This is a genomic window from Bartonella koehlerae C-29 (assembly GCF_000706625.1).
Lineage (GTDB): Bacteria > Pseudomonadota > Alphaproteobacteria > Rhizobiales > Rhizobiaceae > Bartonella > Bartonella koehlerae.
The window spans coordinates 316903-340894 of the sequence record NZ_KL407334.1 but is presented as its reverse complement, the minus strand read 5'-3'; the positions used below and the strand labels follow the sequence as shown (position 1 = coordinate 340894).

Annotated in this window: 21 protein-coding genes; 10 read left to right on the top strand and 11 right to left on the bottom strand. The window is 36.6% G+C overall.

The genetic code is table 11. The features are described from left to right. The gene (gene trxA / locus O9A_RS01550; protein WP_034458118.1) at nt 1-324 is read left to right on the top strand and encodes a thioredoxin; all 324 of its coding nucleotides are present in this window, start codon (nt 1-3) and stop codon (nt 322-324) included. Nucleotides 325-425: 101 nt separating this feature from the next. On the opposite strand, the gene O9A_RS01545 is transcribed toward trxA, so the two are convergent. From O9A_RS01545 to O9A_RS08645, 4 genes are all read right to left on the bottom strand, one after another. Further along, on the bottom strand, nt 426-2003 hold the full coding sequence (locus O9A_RS01545) for a peptide chain release factor 3 (protein ID WP_034458116.1): 1578 nt from the start codon (nt 2001-2003) through the stop codon (nt 426-428). Further along, a complete protein-coding gene (locus tag O9A_RS01540) occupies nt 2003-3664 on the bottom strand; it encodes a lysine--tRNA ligase (protein ID WP_034460157.1) in 1662 nt (553 codons plus the stop codon). The genes O9A_RS01545 and O9A_RS01540 overlap by 1 nt, the downstream gene beginning before the upstream one ends. Before the next feature lie 1047 nt (nt 3665-4711). Further along, nucleotides 4712-4876: a hypothetical protein gene (locus tag O9A_RS08650; protein ID WP_425348743.1), complete on the bottom strand. Its 165-nt coding sequence runs from the start codon at nt 4874-4876 to the stop codon at nt 4712-4714. Between the two features lie 297 nt (nt 4877-5173). Next, nucleotides 5174-5434: an argininosuccinate synthase domain-containing protein gene (locus tag O9A_RS08645; protein WP_425348742.1), complete on the bottom strand. Its 261-nt coding sequence runs from the start codon at nt 5432-5434 to the stop codon at nt 5174-5176. A 275-nt stretch (nt 5435-5709) separates the two neighbouring features. Between O9A_RS08645 and O9A_RS01530 the strand changes: the two genes are divergently transcribed. Next, nucleotides 5710-6348, top strand: coding sequence for a LysE family translocator (locus O9A_RS01530; protein WP_034458113.1), 639 nt, complete (start codon nt 5710-5712; stop codon nt 6346-6348). Nucleotide 6349: 1 nt separating this feature from the next. Here O9A_RS01530 and rlmN read toward each other — a convergent pair whose 3' ends face one another. The 6 genes from rlmN to lptC all read right to left on the bottom strand — a co-directional run bounded on the left by rlmN (nt 6350) and on the right by lptC (nt 13052). Further along, nucleotides 6350-7579 carry a dual-specificity RNA methyltransferase RlmN gene (gene rlmN, locus O9A_RS01525; RefSeq protein ID WP_034458111.1) on the bottom strand — a complete coding sequence of 410 codons (1230 nt, stop codon included), beginning with the start codon at nt 7577-7579 and terminating at the stop codon, nt 6350-6352. 41 nt (nt 7580-7620) lie between these two features. Beyond that, the gene (locus O9A_RS01520; RefSeq protein ID WP_034460156.1) at nt 7621-8124 is read right to left on the bottom strand and encodes an invasion associated locus B family protein; all 504 of its coding nucleotides are present in this window, start codon (nt 8122-8124) and stop codon (nt 7621-7623) included. Nucleotides 8125-9184: 1060 nt separating this feature from the next. Further along, on the bottom strand, nt 9185-9649 hold the full coding sequence (gene ptsN, locus O9A_RS01515) for a PTS IIA-like nitrogen regulatory protein PtsN (protein ID WP_034458109.1): 465 nt from the start codon (nt 9647-9649) through the stop codon (nt 9185-9187). A gap of 1261 nt (nt 9650-10910) precedes the next feature. After that, the gene (gene lptB / locus O9A_RS01510) at nt 10911-11705 is read right to left on the bottom strand and encodes an LPS export ABC transporter ATP-binding protein (protein WP_034458106.1); all 795 of its coding nucleotides are present in this window, start codon (nt 11703-11705) and stop codon (nt 10911-10913) included. Nucleotides 11706-11711: 6 nt separating this feature from the next. After that, a complete protein-coding gene (locus O9A_RS01505) occupies nt 11712-12320 on the bottom strand; it encodes an LptA/OstA family protein (protein WP_034458104.1) in 609 nt (202 codons plus the stop codon). 81 nt (nt 12321-12401) lie between these two features. Then, a complete protein-coding gene (lptC, locus tag O9A_RS01500; RefSeq protein ID WP_034458102.1) occupies nt 12402-13052 on the bottom strand; it encodes an LPS export ABC transporter periplasmic protein LptC in 651 nt (216 codons plus the stop codon). A 187-nt stretch (nt 13053-13239) separates the two neighbouring features. Between lptC and ihfB the strand changes: the two genes are divergently transcribed. The 8 genes from ihfB to O9A_RS01460 all read left to right on the top strand — a co-directional run bounded on the left by ihfB (nt 13240) and on the right by O9A_RS01460 (nt 21041). Then, a complete protein-coding gene (gene ihfB / locus O9A_RS01495) occupies nt 13240-13518 on the top strand; it encodes an integration host factor subunit beta (RefSeq protein WP_034458100.1) in 279 nt (92 codons plus the stop codon). Between the two features lie 8 nt (nt 13519-13526). Beyond that, complete coding sequence (locus tag O9A_RS01490; protein WP_034458098.1) at nt 13527-13823, top strand: LapA family protein; 297 nt, start codon at nt 13527-13529, stop codon at nt 13821-13823. 169 nt (nt 13824-13992) lie between these two features. Then, complete coding sequence (locus O9A_RS01485; protein WP_034458096.1) at nt 13993-14925, top strand: class I SAM-dependent methyltransferase; 933 nt, start codon at nt 13993-13995, stop codon at nt 14923-14925. 2 nt (nt 14926-14927) lie between these two features. Then, nucleotides 14928-15776 carry a TrmH family RNA methyltransferase gene (locus O9A_RS01480; RefSeq protein WP_034458094.1) on the top strand — a complete coding sequence of 283 codons (849 nt, stop codon included), beginning with the start codon at nt 14928-14930 and terminating at the stop codon, nt 15774-15776. Continuing rightward, on the top strand, nt 15773-16273 hold the full coding sequence (gene lspA, locus O9A_RS01475; protein ID WP_034458092.1) for a signal peptidase II: 501 nt from the start codon (nt 15773-15775) through the stop codon (nt 16271-16273). The genes O9A_RS01480 and lspA overlap by 4 nt, the downstream gene beginning before the upstream one ends. Nucleotides 16274-16828: 555 nt before the next feature. After that, nucleotides 16829-18670: an MFS transporter gene (locus tag O9A_RS01470; protein WP_154656360.1), complete on the top strand. Its 1842-nt coding sequence runs from the start codon at nt 16829-16831 to the stop codon at nt 18668-18670. 607 nt (nt 18671-19277) lie between these two features. Continuing rightward, on the top strand, nt 19278-20051 hold the full coding sequence (locus O9A_RS01465; protein ID WP_034458090.1) for a Bax inhibitor-1/YccA family protein: 774 nt from the start codon (nt 19278-19280) through the stop codon (nt 20049-20051). 111 nt (nt 20052-20162) lie between these two features. Next, a complete protein-coding gene (locus O9A_RS01460; RefSeq protein WP_034458088.1) occupies nt 20163-21041 on the top strand; it encodes an endonuclease/exonuclease/phosphatase family protein in 879 nt (292 codons plus the stop codon). Here the strand turns inward: O9A_RS01460 and polA are convergent. After that, entirely contained in the window at nt 21038-23944 is a 2907-nt protein-coding gene (gene polA / locus O9A_RS01455; protein WP_034458086.1) for a DNA polymerase I, read from the bottom strand. The two genes, O9A_RS01460 and polA, sit on opposite strands and share 4 nt — an antisense overlap. Nucleotides 23945-23992: the final 48 nt, after the last annotated feature.

Genomic DNA, 23992 nt, shown 5'->3' with positions numbered 1-23992 from the left:
ATGATCTGTATAAAAATTGATAAGAGCAATTTTGAAAACGAAATTCTGACCTCCTCTACCCCTGTTGTGGTTGATTTTTGGGCAGAGTGGTGTAGTCCTTGCAAAATGATTGCTCCGATTTTAGATGAAATTTCAGTGGAAATGCAAAATCAAGTTAAGATTGCCAAAGTAAATATCGATGAAAATCCGGAATTGGCTACCCAATATGGAGTGCGCTCGATTCCTACCTTAGTGATGTTCAAAGGTGGAAATATTGCATCAAATATGGTTGGTGCTGCTTCTAAAGAGCGTATTTCTGAATGGATTAAAGAAGGGCTTTGTTAAGCCCGCTCATAGTGATTTTTCTAAAAAGGAGAGAGGTTTTGCCTCTCCTCTTTGTTAGCCCTTTTTCAAGATAATGTTTTTCTTACAAAAAACATATCTGTTTATTCAGAACGTATCTGATAATCCTTAAAAGCCGCAAATTTTATCTGCGGCACCCGTTCTGTCTCATAATTCAATGAAAAATAGTTTTCTGCTAAAAAAACTGGATCCCCCCCTAGGTCATAAGCAATGGCAGAACGGTGATTGGTGAGAAATTTTTGCATCTCATCTTTACTTTGTGCTGAAATCCAACGGCATATATTAAAGTGTGCTGGTTCAAAACTCACCGGTAATCCATATTCTATCTTAAGTCGTTCCTTTAAAACATCAATCTGCAAAGCACCAATCACACCAATGAGAGAAGGAGAACCATCATCAGGAATAAATAATTGCACGACCCCTTCTTCAGCCATTTGTTGCAAAGCTTCTTTCAGTTTTTTTGCTTTCATTGGGTCGCCTAAACAAACACGACGCAAAATTTCTGGTGCAAAATTGGGTACTCCTTTAAAAAGGATACTTTCTCCTTCTGTCAAGGTATCACCAATACGCAACGTTCCATGATTAGGAATCCCTACAATATCACCAGCATAGGCTTGATCAGCAATTTGGCGTGAACGCGCAAAGAAAAATTGCGGTGCCGAAAGTGTCATCGATTTTCCTGTTCGTACCAACTTTGTTTTCATGCCACGTTCAAGTGTTCCCGAACATACCCGAAAAAATGCAATACGATCACGGTGATTAGGGTCCATATTCGCTTGAATTTTAAAAACAAACCCTGTCATTTTAGATTCCGTGGCTCTCACAGTGCGTTGATCTGCACCCTGATCACGAGGACTTGGACCAAAAGCGATCAATGCATTGATCAAATCACGGATACCAAAATTTCGTAAAGCTGAACCAAAATAAACCGGTGTCAGATGTCCTTCTCGAAAAGCTTGAAGATCAAAATTCTTGCAAGCGCTTCGCGCAAGTTCTGTACTTTCGATAAAAGATGAGCGTTGGTTTTCAGGAAGCAAGTTTGCAACCTCATCAGGTCCAGAAACCGTCTGTTGTGTTATCTCATCATCTTTTTGACGAAACCGATTATGATGAAGATCAAATGTTCCAACAAAATCCTTACCCGTACCAATAGGCCAAGTTATCGGCGCGGTATGAAGAGCAAGTTTTTCTTCAATTTCATCTAAAAGTTCTATAGGATCACGCGCCTCACGATCCATTTTGTTGACAAAAGTAACAATAGGAATATCACGCATCCGACAGACTTCAAACAATTTCAGTGTTCTAGGTTCAATTCCGCGTGCACCATCTAGCACCATAATAGCACTATCAACAGCTGTGAGCGTGCGATAGGTATCGTCAGCAAAATCCTCATGGCCTGGAGTGTCTAGTAAATTAAAAATATGATCTTCATATTCAAATGTCATCACCGATGTCACAACCGAAATACCACGATCCCGTTCAATATGCATCCAATCAGAACGAGTTTGAATACGGTCTTTTTTTGCTTTTACCTCACCGGCAAGCTGAATAGCTCCACCAAATAATAAAAGCTTTTCTGTCAGTGTTGTTTTCCCCGCATCTGGATGTGCTATGATCGCAAATGTGCGACGTCGCTTTACTTCTTGCGCTCTCTTTTCCATTATTCCTCCATAGGTCGCGCAAGTGCTTCAGCAATCAGTGCCCGCATTTCACTAATTCCATACAAGGCAATAAATGACCCTAATCTTGGTCCCCTCTCCTGCCCTAAAAGCACTTCATAGAGCATTTGAAAAAAGACATTTGAAACCCCTGGCCCCCCTTCAGGACTTTTTTTGTTATGATCTTGATAACATTCCGTTAAACGTGCAACATCAAGAAGCGCATTTTGAATCGTGTTTCCATCGGAAGTTTCAGGCAAACTGGCTAATTTCGCATCAATTTGCCTTAATGTTGCCCGCTCACCATCATCTGCTGCGCGAAATTTTTTATTTGGTTTAACAAAAACATCAAAATATTTAATGGCAAATTGCACCAACTGATCAAGTTCCGGATAAGTTTGTGCATTCGCTCCTTTAGCATAACGAGAAATAAAACCCCAAAGAACCTCTTTATTTTCTGCATTTGAAGCACTAACCAAATTTAAAAGCATGGCAAAGGAGACAGGTAAATCACCCTGTGGAGGATAACCATTATGAATATGCCATACAGGATTGTTAAGTCGATCATGCCATTTTTGGCGACCATAAGCTGAAAGATGCGCATAATATTCATCAACGGCTTTTGGAATAACATCAAAATAAAGTCGTTTTGCTGTTTTTGGCTTTGCAAACATATAAAGCCCAAGACTTTCTGTTGGAGCATATGTTAACCACTCGTCAATGGTTAAGCCATTTCCTTTGGATTTGGAAATTTTCTGCCCCTTCTCATCCAAAAACAGCTCATAGTTAAACCCTTCTGGTGGCTTTCCACCAAGTACTTTGCAAATTTTAGAAGAAAGATTTGTGGAATCGATAAGATCTTTTCCCGCCATTTCATAATCAATACCAAGCGCTGTCCAGCGCATTGCCCAATCCACCTTCCACTGACATTTAACTTTTCCCCCTGTTACCTCTGTTTCAATGGTTTCTCCTGTTTCCGGTTCAATATAGGTGACAGTGCCTTTTTCAACATTACGAGCAATCATCGGTACCTGTAATACTTTGCCAGAAAATGGAGAAATCGGTAAAAAAAGTGAATAGGTAGCACGCCGTTCTTCACCCAATGTTGGCAAAACAATTGCCATCACTTTATCATAACAGACAAGTATTTTTAAAAGTGTTTCATCAAAACGACCGGAACTATAATAATCAGTAGCGCTCGCAAATTCATAATCAAAACCAAAACGATCAAGAAAAGTGCGCAAACGTGCATTATTTGCTGCTCCAAAAGAAGGATAAATATCGCCAAAAGGATCTGGTATGCGGCTAAGCGGTTGACCAAGATAACTTTCCATCTTTTCGCGATCAGGTACATTGTCAGGAACCTTGCGCAAACCATCCATATCATCAGAAAAACAAAGGAGTTTCGTTTTAACTTTATTCTCCGTAAGAATATGGAAAGCATGACGCACCATGGTGGTACGTGCGACTTCCCCAAAGGTGCCAATATGCGGTAAACCAGAAGGACCATAGCCTGTTTCAAATATTACACTCTTTGGGTAATCTGTTTTTTCATACCGTTTGATAATCTTACGTGCTTCTTCAAATGGCCAAGCTCTCGATTGAACAGTTGCATCTCTTAATTCTGGCGTAAGGCTAAGGGCGTCAATCTGATCACGCATCATCATCTTTATCCTAAAAAATTAAACTCTTTAAATGGTATGGTGTATGGTTCTTGAATTTATTCGTCAATAATAGCAAGTAAAAAGCCATCAAAAATCTTCTTATTATGCTCTTGTTATGACAAGTCTCTGCATCATTCTTTCCGTTGTATGCTCTTTTGTTTTTATATCAATGAAGTACAAATATCATGAACGCAATTTACTTATTTTGATTATTGGTGTTTTAATTGTCATTATTCTAGGATTTTCCTATTACACTTATTAGCAAGAAAAAAAATCCTCTAGCATCGAACTAAAAATTGGATAGCTAAACTATTTACTAACCTCAATAAGCCAGAAAAACGACAAAATTGAATGTTTTATACAAAATCACTCCTTTAGTTATACTGTAATGATAATTTTATAAGATTGTTTATTTGAATTTTGGCGAATATGTTGCTAATGTGTGCAAAAATAGAGCATTTAAATTCATAAAACTGGCTACATCTTTTTGATCATAAGTACCTTTAATTATCCTCAAAAGCTACAAATTTAGTAAAGTAACTATTTGCTTTAACGCATTTTAGCAATCATATTACCCTTATGAAGTTTAATGTAACTTTGCCTGTAATATTTTGCACTCAGATTAAAACCAAAAGCCACAATAAATGCGTTTTGTCTAACGTAAAAGTTATTGCGCACCACTATCTTTACACTTATGAAGGAGTAAACTAGCAGCAGCATTCTTTTTGCCAACTTAAAATATTACGACGTTTCTTGCATTGAGATGATTCATGAGAGGCATTTAAATTCTTTCTTTACTATGTTTACCCGCACACCTGCCCCGCTTATGACAAACAAGCATGTGATTTTAATTGCTTCAATATAAGAGGTTTTGAAATGGGAGAATTTTACAATATTCGGGACTTTCATTCAAGTTGTACAACAATGAGTCATCCTTATAAATCAATGCATTGTCTCGTGGAGCATTCATTCATCTTTCAAATGCACCATTCTCTTATCCAATGTTAAAGATTCCATTGTGGTAAACCGTAAAAAGAATAGTTCCTCCTAGATCTCATAAATACTACGAAATTTCATGCCAATAAAGGGATTTTCTACCAAATCTGAACAGCCAATACCGTTCCATTCATAATCATTCAATTCAGAAAACAAATTCGCAGGAGAGAAACGTTTCCCATTGATTAAAATAGCATCGCTTTTTTTAAAACCAATAGTAATTAGTGATTATAATCGTTTGACCTGGAACAACTTCCAGTGAAAGAGTCTACATATATAAAATATTCAAGAGCAGAAGGTAGAGCAAATCTTTCAAAATTTTTCCTTCTGAGGATAAATATAACAAATTTTCATCAACCGAAAAGAGCGTTTCACCTTGTTTCTCATTTTCTATCGGAATTTGAGTGCATGCACAAAATTCATCAAATCCATCAGACTTTGAAAAAACTATTATGCCATGAAGAAAAATTTTAATATCATGATTCTGTGTATAAGCAGAAAGCTTAAAGCTCGCTAGTTTATTGCCATTTCCTGTTGCCACAGAGGCAATAGCATCTGCTCTTGTTTCCTTGACAATTCCATAAGACATTTTGAAAAAAGCGAACGAACAGACATCTTCAAAAGATAGATCTCTTCATAAACAGCATTTGCTCGAAACATCAGAAAAATAAAATCGCGCAAAAAATCTTCACTGTATATTTCTTTAACATCTAGCATTTCAGCTTTACAAAGCGCACGCGCTAAATCTTTCTTCTGCTTTAAATCAAAATGTATTACAATATTCAGCGCCTTGTTCGTTTTGCAACCATTTAAGAATGATTGACGTATTCAAACCCTCTAAATAAGCCCAAAATAATTTTTTACATTTTTTATCTTAAAACTCTATACTACTGTTTTTTTCTATTGCTACTCAAAGTTATGCAAATCATGATAACAAATTCCCTTAAAAAAACATTTAAAAGACGCAAAAAAAATGAAAATGAGTAAAAAAACATTTATATAAAAGATGTAAATCATGAGCATCTTTTTTAAAAATTAAAGAGGTTTACATGTCATTTTTTCCTGAATGGCACATTATTGTACAATTTTCCTTAGCATCATTGGTTCTAGCCCTCATTCCAGGACCTGATATTATGCTATCGGTAGGACGTACTATTGCACAAAATAAGAAAGCTGGAATTATGTGTGCTTGTGGAAGCGCGACGGGTTTTGCTATTCAGGTCGTTGCTGTAGCTCTTGGCTTATCAGCACTTATTTTTACCTCACCACACATTTTTTTTGTTCTCAAAATTGTGGGAGCTTTTTACCTTTTATGGCTTTCTATCCTAACGTTGTATAAACCTTCAACATTATCTTTCAAAAAGACATCCCCAAAACACCAAAACCTCAAACGTACTTATTTTACTGCTATTGCAATTAATCTCTTAAATCCTAAAGTCCTTCTTTTTAACATGACTTTCTTGCCACAATTTATTAACGCAAATGACCCTATGGTCACACAAAAACTACTTATTTTAGGTCTTTCTTATATCCCCATTTCTTTTCCTATTAACATTTCTATAGTTTTTATGGCTCATAAATTCTCTAAAGGAATAAAACGAAATCCTTCTTATCTTCGTTTTCTTGACTGGCTCATCTCAGGTATTTTCACCAGTTTTGCTCTCAGTATCCTTATTGGTGAATATTGAGTTATTGACTGTTAATTCCACATTCTAATTGTAAACGTTCAGATTTTCGTAAACGTTCTGAAATAGATTTAAGTTGACCACACGCCGCTAAAATATCGCGCCCACGCGGTATGCGGATAGGTGAGGCATAGCCTGCTTGATTAACCACATCAGCAAAACGCTCAATTTGTTCCCAATCAGAACATTGATAATTACTCCCCGGCCATGGATTAAAAGGGATCAAGTTTATCTTCGCAGGGATACCTTTCAGTAACCGCACCAGCTGCTTGGCGTCATCCAAACTGTCATTTACATCTTTTAGCATTACATATTCAAAGGTAATTCGCTTAGCATTGGAAAGGCCTGGATATTGACGGCACGCATCCATTAACAGTGCAAGTGGGTATTTCTTATTGATCGGAACAAGCATATCTCGTAACGTATCATGTACCGCATGGAGTGAAATTGCCAACATAACCCCAATTTCTTTTCCGGTTCGGATTATTCCAGGAACAACTCCACTGGTTGAAAGGGTAATCCGCCGTTTCGATATAGAAAGCCCATTTCCATCAGAAGCGATTAATAAAGCTTTTTTCACTGCTTCAAAATTATAAAGTGGTTCTCCCATCCCCATCATAACGATATTGGTGATTTTGCGTCCTTCCATTGGAACAATTGCACCATCAGGCGTGTTTTTATCAGGAAAATCACCCAAACAATTACGTGCAACTAATAATTGCGCCAAAATTTCTTCTGCTGTGAGATTGCGCACAAGTACCTGCGTTCCCGTATGACAAAAAGAACAGGTTAACGTACACCCTACTTGCGATGAAAGACATAAAGTGCCACGCCCTTCTTCAGGAATATAAACTGTTTCAATTTCAACAGGCCTTCCAGCGCCGCGTGCTGGAAAACGTAAAAGCCATTTACGCGTACCATCTTTTGATATTTGTTCTCCAGCAATTTCTGGACGCGCAATAGAAAAATGTTTCTTAAATACTTCCTGCATAGGCTTAGAAATATTGAGCATTTCATCAAAATTTGAAATACCACGTACATAAAGCCAATGCCAAAGTTGACGTACACGCATACGCGTTTGGTGTTCTGGAATACCTATTGTCTTTAAAGCTTCCACCATTTCATCCTGTGATAAGCCAATTAAAGAGAGTTTAGATCTCTCTTTCACGACAACATTATCTGACTCCCGTGCCAGACATATACCAATTGGTCTAAGATCATATGAAACGGCCATTTTTTTCCAATTTATATTGCTATTTTAGAGTTATAGAGACCTTAATGACATTTTTGTGCCGCATTTAATGCAGCGGTCACACCTTTTAAGGAATAAGTATAAGTAGTCTGTGTTCCCCGTTTTGAGAGTGCACTCACTGTCATATTTTTTCCAGCACGCATAGCAGAAACAAGCTGCTTTTCTAGTGCTGGTGATGCTAACCAAGCTGATGAATCCTTGGTGAAAAACTCAAACTCTTTATTTTCAATGGTTACGGTAACTCTTGACCCCTCTTTAAGTGGATAACCTGCCATGAATTGGGGTTCAAACGAAAGAGGTGAATGAGAACGTTTGGTAACTAAAAAGAAATTATCGCCATGCTTAACCGTCGTTGGAAGTGACTCCAAAGGCACAGACAACACGTAGCAAATTGTATTTTTCGGCGATTTATAAGAATAGGCTCCCCATGCCTCAAATTGATCTAAACGTCTTGGCGTTTGTGCACATGTTGCTACAGCAGAAATAAGAACCATCCCTAATGTAGCAATAAAAATTTTTTTAAACATCTTCATTTAACTCACTTCTTTAGTCTCTAATAAGATTCTCTTCATTGAAAAAGCTCATCAATGTCTTAGGGCAGTTGTTCCAATAATCTTAAAAAACGAAATATTTTCGCACCAATTAGAACAGATTTTTACCTCTAATCGTGATTTTTTAGTTGTTACTAAAATATGCATTTTTATTTAATAACCCGATTAAAAAACAACGCTTTGATTTTGTTTCATCGCTCAATCCCTAATTTCGTTTTGTATAAAAAACTACATCTTTAGCAATGGAATTTTAAAACAAAGTATGAACATACCATGACTTTGTTAAGAAACAAACTATACTCTTCCACACAAGCAACTTATTACAAAATCTTGAAAAGGTATCCCTTAAAGAACACCCCAATTTTACAACTTTTGAATATCATCAATAAGACTTAACAATCCCCAACGCATTTGCATTTATAAAAATCGCAAAATATCTTCTCTTAAATTTAGCGCATTTATGCTCCCTATTTATTGTCTAGAGACAAGCTTTCCACAATCTTAAAATCCTTCTGCAAGAAATTACACAACACATCAGCATATTTATCATGAAACACAGAGCGTATAATTCCTGCTCCAATCACTGCATATCATTTTATCCTCTTTGAAACCATTTTTCTTACTATCGTGCGCTTTAAACTCTTTTATTGCTAATTTCTAAATACCAGTAATCTAAAACAGTTTAACCATACTTGATTTCAATATATTAGAAAATATACACTTTCTTACACAAAACAAAGGATTCCCCTACCAACTTTGGACCTTAAGAACCAATATCATCAAAACATACCCAAGCTCTCTTGGCCTACGCAAAAATTTTATCACAGATGAATACTTCAAGAAAAGTAACCTCAGATTATATTAATAGATGCTTCGCACATGAAACATAATAAAAGTTTATGGTCGCTCTTGTCCCCAGCTCTTCAAATTGAAGATTGCCTTGAGAACATTTTTACAAAAAACCTGATATGATCAGTGTTCTCTGATCTTTGAGCGTAGATCTTCCCATTTTATAATCTGTTCTGCGCACTCTCCGCTAAGCTGCATTGGATGTTGAATTCTGAATCAATAAAGCATAAAGTGCATTAGCATCATGAGTATTGCGCAATTTTTGAACAACATCAGAATGACGCAAAACACGCGCAATCTGTGACAATGCTTTTAAATGATCAGCACCAGCATTTTCAGGTGCCAACAGGAGAAAAACAAGATCAATAGGCTCATCATCGAGAGCTTCAAAATCAACTGGACTTTCAAGGCGCGCAAATATACCAATGATTCGATTAATATTAGGCAGTTTTCCATGAGGAATCGCAATACCACCACCCAAACCCGTTGAACCTAGTTTTTCACGTTGCAAAACAATATCAAAAACCACACGCTCATTAAGGCCTGTCAATTCAGCAGCTTTTTCGGCTAAAATTTGTAGAACTTGTTTCTTCGAATTCGCCTTAAGAACCGGAATAATAGCTTCAGGTGCAATTAACTCACTTAAATTCATATTCTAATTTTCCTTTTGCACACTCAAATGTTCACCCACAAACCTGTTAATGGTATGGATACTTAAAGTTTTCTTTCACTTTCTTTCATCATCGCATATGAATTTATTTTTCAATTTATAACGGGTGATGGCTTAATTCATCTCACCATTCACTATCAGCACAACAATAAATAAGTCTTCAGCTCCTCATTAACAGCATCAGAAAACAAGGAAGTGTAGTTGTCCATAAAATTAATTTCCTTACAATACGGAACAAAGGCCGTTCACAAATTTTTGACCTTCTAGATATAAGAGTTGATATAAAATTCTTCATTGGATCTTCTTTTTCCTTCTAAAAACGGGCTCCCGTAAGGTGATAAACATACTGAGATAAAATGGTACTTTATCTTGACGATGACTGTGTACGCTTGAGTGTTAATGACGACAACGATCTAAATAGACTTTCATAACGTTTAGCGGATATTTTAAAAAGGCAAGCAAATCTGGCATGATATATACAGTCGTGCACAAAATTTTAAATGCGCAAGGCAAACCAACAAAACACCACAAACCCTATTTGACAACCGTAATATGTAAAACCCATGGTGCTACCATCAAAATATCTAAAACAGCATCATTAATACGTTGTTTGATTCGACGGAGAGGAGAAAAGTATTATGAATACTTATATACCTTCCAACAACACGCGCGTTGCCTTCTTTATCATTCATTATGAGGTTAATCTAGCGATATCTTTTCTATGATATCATTAAAAGCAAACAAAACCGATAAAACAACGAAATTACTTCATCTTGATGAAGTTTTTTTCATTTACTTAGCAAAAATTTAGTTTAAGATTATAATTGTAGAAAAATTTTGGCATAAATTAAGGAGATTTTCAGTAATAACTTGTTCAACACAATTACTATAGAAGATTTTATTGCGCAACCCAATTAAAAGACACTCATCCTCCTCTTACTCCCAAAACTGTATCGTTCTTATCTATCTGAAGCTCTTAATAACATCTCTATAGTTTCTGCAACCTGGCAATAGGCAATAATTGTCGTTAGTTATATGAGAAAAATGTGTAAAAAATAAATTCTTATTCAACTCTGTGAGACATGTTTGTTTTCCTGAATATATGGGAATAATGCTTGTGTGCACTTTTGCTTACACTTAAATAGATAAATCTATTTAAGTGTAAGCAAAAGTGCATAAAAATCATAACGCAAATTGCTACGAGTGATAAAAGCATATTTGATGGAAAGTTAAAGCTGTGAAATCAGAGAGAGAACTGGTTTCCCAAATAAATTCTGCGCACATCAGCGTTGTTGATAATATCGTTAGGACACCCGTGAACCAACACTTGTCCCGCGTGAATGATATAAGCACGGTCGACAAGCCCTAATGTCTCACGCACATTATGATCCGTTATCAAAACACCAATCCCACGCCTAGTTAAATAACGAATAAGCTGCTGAATATCAAAAATAGCGATAGGATCTATTCCTGCAAATGGTTCATCAAGTAACATAAAATTGGGGCGAGAAGCTAAAGCACGCGCAATTTCAAGTCGTCGACGCTCCCCCCCTGATAGAGAAAGAGCAGGCATCTTGCGTAAATGGTCAATTTTAAATTCATGCAAAAGGGCATCCAAATCTTCACGTCGTTTAAGGCGATCTTTTTCGATTATTTCTAAAACAGCTTTAATATTATTTTCTACTGAAAGACCACGAAAAATCGATGCTTCCTGCGGAAGATATCCAATACCTAAACGAGCACGCTGATACATTGGTAAATGCGTAATATCAAATCCATCAATTTTAATGAACCCTCCATCCGATTTGATAAGACCCGTAACCATATAAAAACAAGTCGTTTTTCCTGCACCATTGGGACCTAAAATGCCAACAGCTTCTCCGGTACGAATGCTGAAAGAAACATCATTAAGAACCTGTCTTCCACGGTAAAATTTAACCAAATGGCTAGCAACCAAGGTTCCCTTTAAGCGTTTTCTTAAAGCCTCACTTGCAAAATCATGTCCGTCCGCTTGTTTTTCTTTTTTGATTCCAAACATGAAATCTTAATGGCCATTCTTTTGACTTTGTTTAAAAATAATAGAAACGCGACCCTTTTTCTCAGACGTCTCACAACCTTCTAAAAAAGCCTTTCCGCTTTTCATATCTGCTGTCAGTTTGCATCCTGTTGCAACATTATCACCATCGGTTAATACAACATTCTTTCCTGTCAAGCTCATCATTTTTGACTTTCCATCAAAAATGCCTTTATCACCCGTAGCAATTTGCTTGGCAATTTTTATATAAACCTTTCCTAAAGCTTCCATTTTCTTAATACCCGTCGAACCAAACCAAGCCGACAATGTTGTTTTCGCATTTCCCTGATCCTCATGAGCTCCCTTACGCGTCTTATCGTAGTAAACAACTAATTTTGCTGTTCGCAGAAGACGTTCCCCTTGAACCACTGAAACATCACCATTAAAAAGTGCTATCCCCTCTTTATCACGTATTTCTAAAGAATTTGCATAAAGTTCTACCGGTTCTTTGTCGTCTGATAGATGAATTCCAAAATGGGCCTCTTCAGCATATCCAGAAACTGCTTCAAGCTCTAACATTCCCAAGCTCAAAGCCAAAGTGATACCTATCCATTGTTTGCATGATCTCCTTGGCTTCATCTTATCACTCTCAATTTTTTTTCACACAGATACATATTTTCCTTTTATCAAAGAAAACTCAAGATTCGTATTGATATGATCTCATTGCTTGTCAAGCACTAAATGCACTCCGTTATGAAAATACATTTTTTGCCCTTTTTCTAGGATTTGCAAAGCATTTGCTGCAAGATGCAAACCTGCACGACGAATATTCACGCGTTTATCTGTATTTAATTGCCCATCAGATAAATTAATATTTGCTGCCATAAATTGTGCAATCATTCCGTCATTTGTTGTAATCCTAAATGGCTTATCTAATTGCAAACAACCATTCATACTATCGTAATTTCCTCCTTGCGCATCGAGAAAAATGCGTCTTTTTTTGCCTATAAACGCTTCAGCTGTAATGTTTTGCAGCCCAATCACTTCAGAATGTTTACGATCTCGAAAGGCCTTCTCCGCTTTGACCCAATAAGGTTCATGAAAACGTGTGTAACCCTCCAATTTTGGATTGAGCATCGTCAACTTCATCATCTCACTCTCTTCATCCTTCGAAATTACAAGATCAGAAGCAGCAGGAGCAAAGAAAAATGTAAAACAACAAAAAACCAGCGCTGTAGTCAACGTACAGAGAGGTAACAGAAACTTTAAGATATTAATATTACGTGAATGACGGGATGCTTTTGAAAAAGCATCCTCAAAAAGCGATTTCTCACTTGTTGAAAAAATCTCAGAATGATCATGTACGGACATATTATCCTAATCTCTTAAATATTCCGCGTTTTTCGACTTGTATAACCTTTATAAGATGTATTTTCAAATTTTGTTTCTTGCAATTCGTTTTTTCTTGGTTTTATTTTGCTTTCACCCATTTATATATGTAATGTATATGTGTGAATAATATTGTAAAAAATCTTTTTTGTATGAAAGAGAGGTTATTTTGGTTAAATCAGAGCTTGTGCAAATTATTGCCCGTCATAACCCGCATCTTTTTCAACGAGACGTGGAAAATATTGTAAATGCTATTTTTGAAGAAATTTCAACAGCTCTCGCCAATGGGAATCGTGTTGAACTTCGCGGTTTTGGAGCTTTTTCTGTTAAAAGCCGCTCAGCCCGCAATGGTCGTAATCCACGAACAGGTGAAGCCGTTATAGTTGAAGAAAAATGGATTCCTTTCTTCAAAACAGGGAAAGATTTGCGTGATCGGCTTAATCAATGAGTAAATTTATGACAACCAAACGTATTATTTTAGCAATTATTTTGGTGCCTATAACAGTTCTCTTAATTGCTTTCATCATCGCTAACCGCCAAATAGTTACATTGACGCTTGATCCTTTTCGAATCAATTCTGAAAATTTTACTTATCAAGCACCTCTCTTTATATGGCTCTTTATTTTTTTCGGTATTGGTATTTTATTAAGTAGCATAATCCACTGGTTTACATACTATAAATACAAAAAAGCTCTTAAAGAAAGTAAAGCAGAGTTTGAGAAATTAAAAATGTCGATCACTGATATAGTATAAAGGTAATTGGGTGAAATCTTTCCCTTGTTGTGTTTAATACATCATTAAAAATAAGCTCTCTCCCTTTATCTTATAAATATTTTAATCGACTTCAGAGGCTATATTATTATAAAAATTTAAGAGCCTTTTAATGTAATTTTTTTTCATTAGCTGTATCGTGAAACCGAATATGTTTGCGCAGTGCTTTCAACCACACCCTAGCGGTACATATCCGCAAGAAAAGTTGCCTCTTATTTTAGAAACAGGAGTGAGTGCAGATTATGCTCTTATTGACTCTGGTAATGGGAGAAAGTTGGAGCATTACGGAGCTTACCGTATTATTCGACCAGAAGGTCAAGCATTATGGAAACCAACTTTATCAGAAAAACATTGGGATAATGTTGATGCCGTTTTCACAGGAAACCGAGATGAAGAAGGAGTTGGTCGTTGGTATTTTCCCAAAAAGCCACTTGGTGAGACATGGCCACTTTCTTGGAATGGATTGTCCTTTCTAGGACGTTTTACTTCTTTTCGTCACGTGGGTGTTTTTCCTGAACAAGATGCCCATTGGCGTTTTATGGAAAACAAAATTCTCAACGCCACACGTCCTATTAAGTTGCTCAATCTTTTTGGCTATACAGGTATTGCCTCTTTGATTGGTGCACGTGCTGGCGCAAATGTAACGCATGTTGATGCTTCTAAAAAAACCATTGCTTGGGCAAAAACCAATCAAGAAAGAGCAGGATTATCAAATTGCTCTATTCGCTGGATCTGCGATGATGCCGTAAAATTTGTCGAACGCGAATTGCGTCGTCAAAAAACTTATGATATGATTCTTCTTGACCCTCCTGCGTATGGACGTGGACCTCATGGCGAAATCTGGCAATTGTTTGATCACTTGCCTGCAATGGTTGCAAACTGTCGCAAACTTTTATCTAATAAACCTCTTGCCGTCGTACTCACAGCTTATTCTATCCGTGCTTCTTTCTATACACTTCACACTCTCATGCTTAGCGAATTCACAAACCTTGGCGGTACAGTTGAATCAGGAGAATTGATCTTGCGTGAAAAAACCGCCGGACGCGCTCTTTCTACTTCTCTTTTTAGCCGTTGGATTGCCTGAACATGTGTATGCCTAAAATCGGTAAGGTTAAAGAAATTATTTCTCTTAGCAATCCTATCATTAAAGATCTTAAGGCACTTAGTCAAAAGAAAAACCGTAATAGAGAAGGTCTTTTCATAGCAGAAGGGCTTAAATTAGTGATTGATGCTCTCAACCTTGGCTGGAAAATAAAAACACTCATTTTTTCTAAAAGCAAAATTGGTAACGCTGCTATTGAAAACACCGCTGCACGCACTGTAGCCAATGGTGGTCTTGTCATTAAAGCCTCACAAAAGGTCATGGAATCTATCGCACGACGTGATAATCCACAAATAGTCATCGGTATTTTTAAACAACAGTGGCAACCACTTGAAATGATAAAAGGACAGGCAGAAGATGTTTATGTTGCACTTGATCGAGTGCGTGATCCAGGAAATCTTGGTACCATCATCCGTACTGCTGATGCTGTAGGAGCTAAAGGTGTTATTTTGATCGGTGAAACAACAGATCCTTTCTCACCTGAAACAGTCCGTGCAACAATGGGATCAATTTTTTCTGTACCACTTTATCGTTTTGACGAAAGCGCCTTTTTAAACTGGTCTACACACTTTAAAGGCATGATCGTTGGCACACATTTAAAGGGTTCTATTGATTATCGTACAATTGATTTCAAAAATGGCCCTGTTATACTTTTAATGGGCAATGAAAAACAAGGTTTACCAGACACTCTTGCAAATCGTTGCGATAAACTCGCGCGTATTCCACAAAGTGGACGTGCTGATTCTCTTAATCTCGCAATAGCAACAGCCATAATGCTTTATGAAATTCGCCGTTCTTCTTTAACATTGGAACCACGCAAGGCTATAACATGAAACGCAAATCTTTCTCTTTTCTCCTTAGTTTAATTCTTATAGTATGGATTGACCAAGCAGTTAAATACTGGGTTATGCACAATATACTCATCGGAACAGAGATACCGCTTTTACCTTTTCTTTCTCTCTATCACGTACGCAACTCTGGTATCGCATTTTCCTTTTTTTCTTCTTTTTCTCATTGGGGACTTATTGTCCTAACCTTCATCATTCTTATTTTTCTTTTATGGTTATGGAAAAATACCGAATACAATAAATTTTTAGCGCGCTTTGGCCTTACCCTTATTATTGGTGGTGCAATTGGTAATCTTATTGATCGAATCTGTTTTTATTATGTCATTGATTATATACTATTTTATATTGATGATGTCTTTTATTTTGCTGTTTTCAATCTTGCAGATGCTTTTATCACACTTGGTGTTATTATGATTATTCTTGAAGAATTGCGTAGCTGGATTAAAAGAAAAAGCGTCTTCAAAAACACTTCTTCTGAATAAGATTACTACTTCTTTCCAAAAATACTCCTCTTTTCGATAATGGAATCAAAAAGAAAGCAATATATTATCGGCTTTTACTCATAAATTTCGAATTAGAAAAATTTTTAACCATTTCGCCTCTGAAAGCTAACATCTTTATATTTTTCACTTTCAATTTCTCCATGAAATTATAGAGATTCAATATCAAAGCTTATTCTGATACGTCATTCTTTATATCTTTCAGCAATTCACTAATTTATCGGACACAGTTTAAAACTGCTCTCTCATCGAATGTACTCTAAAATTATCATGTCCCCGCTATTTTATGCTCTTATACTTATCCTAAAAAGCGTCACGCATTTTAACAATTGAACTGTGGATAGTATGCACAAAGCTGCAATCAATTCTAACAGTGTCTTTTTGCTTTTTCCATCTGTTTATATTTCTTTATTCAGACAGACAATACAGCCATTTATTGACTTGCAATTAAAAAAACATATTATTTTTTCTCTCTTTTTCTTGGAAATATGCTGTTTCTTTTACAGAGTATATAACTAAACGATAGGGAGAAGAAATATGAACGAAAAGAATTCGGCTCCTCCAAAAAATTTTCTAAGTGCAGATGATCATTCTTTTTTATTAAGTTCGCGTGCTTTTGCACCTCTGTTTTGGTGTCAATTTTTTTCTGCTTTTAATGACAACTTTGTTAAAAATACTTTAGTTTTTCTCATTATCACATGTAGTGCTTTAGAATACCAACCAAGCCTTATTAATTTAACAAATGGTGTTTTTTCACTTCCTTATCTTTTATTTTCTGCAACAGGAGGCCAATTAGCTGACTGTTTTAGTAAAGCAAAAATTGCTCGCTTGATTAAATTTTTTACTCTCTTTATTGCTTTAGCAACCGCGGGCTCTCTCTTTTTATCTTCCATCACTTTGCTTATGTTCTGTTTATTTCTTTTTAGTTCTGCTTCAGCACTTTTTGGACCCATTAAGTATGCAACATTACCAGACCATATGGCAAAATCTCACTTACCACGTGCCAATGCATGGATAGAAACAGCAACCTTTATTGCTATTTTATTGGGAACATTATGGGCTGGACTCAATTTCGATTTTCAAAATGAACTTCAAATTATTCCAGCACTCGTTATAATTATCTTAGCTATACTTTCGTGGGCTACAAGTTGTTTTATGCCAGAAAACATTCCTGCGCAATCGGATCTCATTGTTGACTATAACATCATACGTGCTACCAAATCTATTCTCAAATACTGTATCCAAGAAAAACGCTTACTGATTGTAAGCCTTATAGTTTCTTGGTTTTGGTTTATAGGAGCCACACTCTTATCTATCATTCCAATACTCATGGCTTTTCTTAATTACCTTCCCAATGGAACTATCATGTTTTTAACATTGTTTTCCATTTTCGGTGCTCTCGGATCTGCAATGGCAGCTTGGCTCTCAGCGGAACGAATTAACTTATTACTAGCGGCCATAGGAACTTTTGTCTTTGGCCTTGTTTGCATAGACTTAAGTATTATTCTTAATGGTCTTGATCCTGAATTAAAAGCTGAAAAGCTTATTGATTTTTTTTCTCATTCGAAATTATTGCGCATGATATTTGATTTCGCCTTGGCAGCAATTTCAAGTACTTTTCTTGTTGTTCCTGGATTTTCTGCGCTGCAAGCCTGGGCTAAACCTCGTAAACGCGCACGCGTTATTGCTGCCAATAACATCCTCAATTCCGCTATTATGGTTATGGGAGCAGGTATTATCACTTTTATTCAATATCTTGGTACCTCAGTTGATAAGATAATTCTTATTCTTGGTATTAGCTCTTTAATAACGGCAATCGTTCTACTAAAATATTTGCCTACGAATCCTCTCCGCGACTTTATTTTTATTTTTTTTCGCATATTTTTTCGTTTAGAAATCAAAGGTATAGAAAATTTCTCCAAAGCTGCCCCCCTCCCCATTCTAGCTTTTAACCATGTATCCTTTCTCAATGTTTTTCTGGCTCTAACTATTTGCGAAATAATCAATTTGCGCAATCCAATTATTGTTATTGACGTTCATACTGCAAAACTTTGGTGGATGCATCCCTTTGTTAAATACATAAATACTTTTCCCACTGATCTCACCAAATCGTTCAAAAATCGCCATTTTATAAACACCGTAATACAAAAGAAACCTTTTATTATTTTTCTAGAAAGAAATATCTCTGTTACAAAAAACTTCATAAAAGTTTATGAAAAGAGCGCTGCAATTATTGATAAAGCAAAAGTGGTTCCTATTAAAATTTATGGTTTTGAAAACTCTTTTTTTTCAAGTTCTTCTAACATTCACACACACCGTAAACTTTTTCCTAAAATAACAGCTGTCATCCATGAGCCTGTTGATTTTAATATGATATAAATCTAAAAAGTTCTGCCCATCATTAACTTACTGGAAAGTAGTTGTCTCCGTATTAGGTTTCATATCATCTTTTGAATTTTTTGATTAAAGTTATACACTTAACAATAAATTCATTAAAGATTCTAGTAATCGTAGGATGTGTACAAAAAATTGAAGATTTTCTTCATAGACCCTATAAGTTTATGGATTTATATTCTTAACTCTTTAAAAGTTCATACTGGCTCTAAAATACGCTGTACTTAACCTAAAAATTATGAGAATTTAGTTAACTATCAACGAAGTTATGCAAAAATAAATTTCTGATATTTGCATCTTAAGCGAACATCGCTGAAATCATCTCTCCAGCTTTATAAAAATTTACTAAAAAGACTCGATGTCCTTGATCAAAACCGCCCCCTTTCATTACCAATTTGTAAGTTTTCCTTTTAACAAAAGTCTCTTGTAATTTTGAAATAAATCCCCATAATAAAGGCAGGTAAGCTGGAATTCCGCCAGCAGAACCTGGGGTTGTTTCTTTTTGTCAAGTAAAAGCTTATAAGAAACGAAAAGGTAACGATCCTTTCTAACCCCAATATCTGACGGAACATATGCTAAAGGACTTTATATTATGGCTGATTTCAAAAATTCACGTCCGGCGTCACTCTTTCGTGCCGATGCATCAATTGATCAAGGATTGCGCAGCTATATGCTGGGCGTCTATAATACAATGACCATTGGTTTGCTTATTACAGCTGCTGCCGCTTATGCAGTTGCATCATTAGCAACGACAACGGAAATGAGCCAGGCAGCCGCTCAAATCAGTAGCAGTGTTTACTTAACTTCATTTGGAGTAACATTTTATACATCGCCATTCTCTTACATTATTATGTTTGCACCACTTGTGGCGGTATTATTCCTTAGTTTCAAAATCAATACACTGAGTACAAGTGCGGCTCGTAGCCTCTTTTTCGGTTATGCTACCCTTGTTGGACTTTCATTGTCCTCAATCATTTTACGTTATACAACAGAAAGTATTGTGCAAACCTTTGTTATTAGCGCTGCAACTTTTGGTGCTCTTTCGCTTTATGGTTACACAACAAAGCGCGATCTTACGGCGATGGGTTCATTCTTTTTTATCGGGTTGGTTGGCTTGATGCTTTCCATGATTGTGAATATCTTTCTCGGATCAAGTGCTTTGCAATTCGCTATCTCTGTGATTGGCGTCTTTATCTTTGCGGGTCTCACAGCTTATGATACGCAAAATATTAAATTGATGTATTATGAAGGAGATGCAAATGATACTCAAGGACGTAAAATTATTATGGGTGCGTTAAGTCTTTACCTTGATTTTATTAATATGTTTGTCTTCTTACTGCAATTTCTCGGTTCAAACCGTGATTAATTGTAGCAATTATTTCTTAATTAAAAAACCTTGTTTCCTTTGAGAAACAAGGTTTTTTAGTTTTTAAGCAAGCTTACACCTTTTACCACTTTGGCATATACACTTCACAAAATGACAAAGAAATATCATAAACAAAAATTTTCCCAGTTCACAGCATTTATCCAGCAAAAGCTCAATAATCTCCTTTTAAAGACAATCCGCCGACAATCTTGTCATCGGTTAGACATAATCAACCACAATGATAATTATGATCTTACCGTCGCTTCCTATAATGTCCATAAGTGCATAGGTGTTGATAAAGTTTTTAATCCTACTCGAATTGTACAAGTTATTACTGAACTGCAAGTTGATATTCTTGCCCTTCAAGAAGCAGATAAACGTTTTGGTGAACGGATTGGTTTGATTGACCTTCAGCTGTTAAAAGCCGAAACAGGTCTGATTCCAGTGTCTTTGAACACTATGTCACCTCATGGTCATGGTTGGCATGGTAATGCTCTTTTTTTGCGAAAAGGATACGTACGTGATACCTTACAAATCACTCTGCCCGGTATTGAACCACGTGGTGCGGTGATTGTAGAGCTGGAAATGGAAGCAGGTCCTATTCGTGTTATTGCCGCTCATTTTGGATTATTACGCCATTCTCGTAATCAGCAAACAAAAACGCTTCTTTCACTGCTACAAAAACGCCCTCTTATGCCTACACTGCTTATTGGGGATTTTAATGAATGGCGGATAGGAAAAAGTTCATCTTTAAACCACTTCGCGCCCTATTTTGATAGCACATTTGGAACTGTACCAAGCTTTCCCTCTCGTTTTCCCTTTCTGGCTCTTGATAGAATTCTTGCTTTCCCTCATCAACTAGTGATACGTATTGAAAATCATCATTCACCGCTTGCGCGTATTGCCTCAGATCACTTGCCTATCAAAGCTTATCTTGATCTTTCTCATGCAATGGCTACTCTTAAAAACAAAATAAATGAAAAAGGCTAATGTGCTTCATCCCAATTTTGAGCAACCATTACTTTTACTTCAAGCGGCACAGACAAAGAAAGAACCGGCATTGTAGCATTTTCCATAACTTTTTTAACAACAGCCATAGTTTTTTCACTCTCCTCTTCTGGCACCTCAAAAATCAATTCATCATGCACTTGTAACAACATTTTTGCTGACAGTTTTTCTTTTTCCAAAGCATCTTCCATGTGAATCATAGCACGGCGAATAATATCCGCAGCTGATCCTTGAATCGGCGCATTGATAGCAGCGCGCTCATTAAAAGAACGAATTTGTGGATTAGCTGCTTTTATTTCCGGATAATGGATACGACGTCCAAAAATTGTCTCTACATAACCATTTTGGCGTGCAAAAATTTTCGTCGTTTCCATATAGTCTTTAATTCCTGGAAACCTTTCAAAGTAAAGTTGAATATAACGCCCCGCCTCTTGCCGTGAAAGACCCAATTGGTTGGCTAACCCAAAAGCCGAAATGCCGTAAATAATGCCAAAATTAATCGCTTTTGCACGTCGTCGTATATCCGATGGCATTTCCTCTACCGCTACTCCAAACATTTGTGAGGCTGTTATAGCGTGAATATCCTGCCCCCTAGCAAAAACTTCTTTTAATGCCTTGATATCAGCAATATGCGCAAGAATGCGCAATTCAATTTGACTATAATCTGCCGAAAGCAATACATGCCCTTTTGGAGCAACAAAAGCTGTTCGAATTTTACGCCCCTCAGCAGTTCGCACTGGAATGTTTTGCAAGTTGGGCTCTGATGACGACAACCTCCCCGTTGATGTCATTGCTAAAGAATAATTCGTATGAACACGCCCTGTTTTTGGCAAAATATAAGATGGCAAAGCATCTGCGTAGGTAGATTTTAGTTTTGCAAGTTGACGCCAATCAATAATTTTACGCGGTAAAACATGACCTTCAGCAGCCAATTCCTCTAAAGTTTGTGCGGAAGTTGACCATTGCCCACCTTTCGTTTTAGCACCTCCAGGTAATCCTATTTTTTCAAAAAGGATATCACCTAATTGTTTTGGTGAAGCAAGATTAAATTTCTCACCAGATAGCTGATAAATTTCTTCTTCTAGAATAAAAGCTGACTGCGCTAATTCTCCTGAAAGACGCAACAAAATCTGTCGATCAACAAGAATCCCGCGTTCTTCCATTTTTGCAAGAACTTCTATCAGTGGTAGATCAAGACGTTCATAAATTTTAGTCATCCCCTGCGCTACAAGTTGTGGTTTCAAAACTTTCCATAACCGAAGTGTTATATCAGCATCCTCCGCAGCATAAAGGGTTGCTTGTTTCAAATCCACCTCTGCAAAAGACGTGATTTTTTTTCCGTTATGCGTTAGATCCTTGTAGCCAATTGGCTTATGACCAAGCCAACGTTCAGACAAAGCATTCATACTGTGTGTTAGAGTTCCAGCCTCTAAAGCATACGACAAAAGCATTGTGTCATCAAAACAATGTATCCCGATGCCATATTGCTTCATTACTAGCCAATCATATTTTATATTCTGACCAATTTTTAAAACTGCTTCATCTTCTAATATCGGCTTTAAAAGCGCCAAAGCCTTCTGTGTTTCAATCTGCGAAACAATGCGCCCTCCTCTCAAAAGATCATCTTCTCCTTCAACGTGTTCAAGGGGTACATAAGCTGCTCTTTCCGGTTGTAATGCCAACGAAAAACCAACAAGTTTTGCTTGCATGGGATCAAGAGAAGTTGTTTCCGTATCAAAAGCGAAAAAGCCTTGCTCTTGTGCTTGTGATAACCACTCTTTCAACGTTTTTTCATCAAGAATGGTTGTATAGGAATCTCTTGTAATTTTCTGGTTTAAAGCTTGATTTTGACGTTTTTGTGCTAGCCGTTGTGGGGAATTTTCAGAAAAATCATGAAGGGATTCTTTCTCCGCTATTTTTAAATCAGAATCACTTTCATCTCCAGACTTTTCCCACTCAACATCTATATCAAGGGCATCAATAACTGCTGCATCACATGCTGTTGCCTCTGCTACACGACGCGCTAATGTAGTAAACTCCATAGCTTTAAGAAAAGCGATTAAGCGCGGACCATCTTGGGGTTTTAAAATAAAATCGTCTAAATCATTCTCTACAGGTACATCTGTTTTAAGTTGAACCAATTCACGAGAAATTTTTGCCTGTTCACTATAAGCTTGAATATTTTCACGTCGTTTAGTTTGTTTAACTTCTGTCACGTGTTGCAACAAAAGATCAAGAGAGCCAAATTGATTGAGCAATTGCGCTGCAATTTTGGGACCAATACCTGGAATACCTGGTACATTATCTGTTGGATCTCCAGTCAAAGCTTGCAAATCAACCATTTTTTCAGGGGAAACACCCCATTTTTCTATAACTTCAGAGATACCAGTACGCTTGTCTTTCATTCCATCATACAAAGACACATATATATTTACCAATTGCATTAAATCTTTATCAGAAGAAATAATCGTTGTTTTTACTTTAGCTTTTGTTGCCAACTGTGCATAGGTAGCAATTAAATCATCCGCTTCAAATCCTTTCTTTTCGATACATGGCAAATTAAAAGCCTTTGTTGCATGACGTATGAGAGAAAATTGAGGAATAAGATCTTCAGGAGGTGTTGTGCGATTAGCTTTATATTGTGGATAAATTTGCTTACGAAAGGTATCCGATGAATAGTCAAAAACAACAGCGAAATGGGTTGGAACAATGCCGGTAACTGTATTACGCGCATCACAGAGAAGTTTCCATAGCATATTACAAAAACCAGCAACAGCTCCTACAGGGAGTCCATCCTTTTTGCGTTTCAAAGGTGGTAAAGCATAGTAAGCACGAAAAACATAGCTTGATCCATCAACCAAAAAAAGATGATCTGTTGCTTTCATGATAATTTCATTTCTCCATTTCAGCTCAAAAACAATTTACTCTTATAT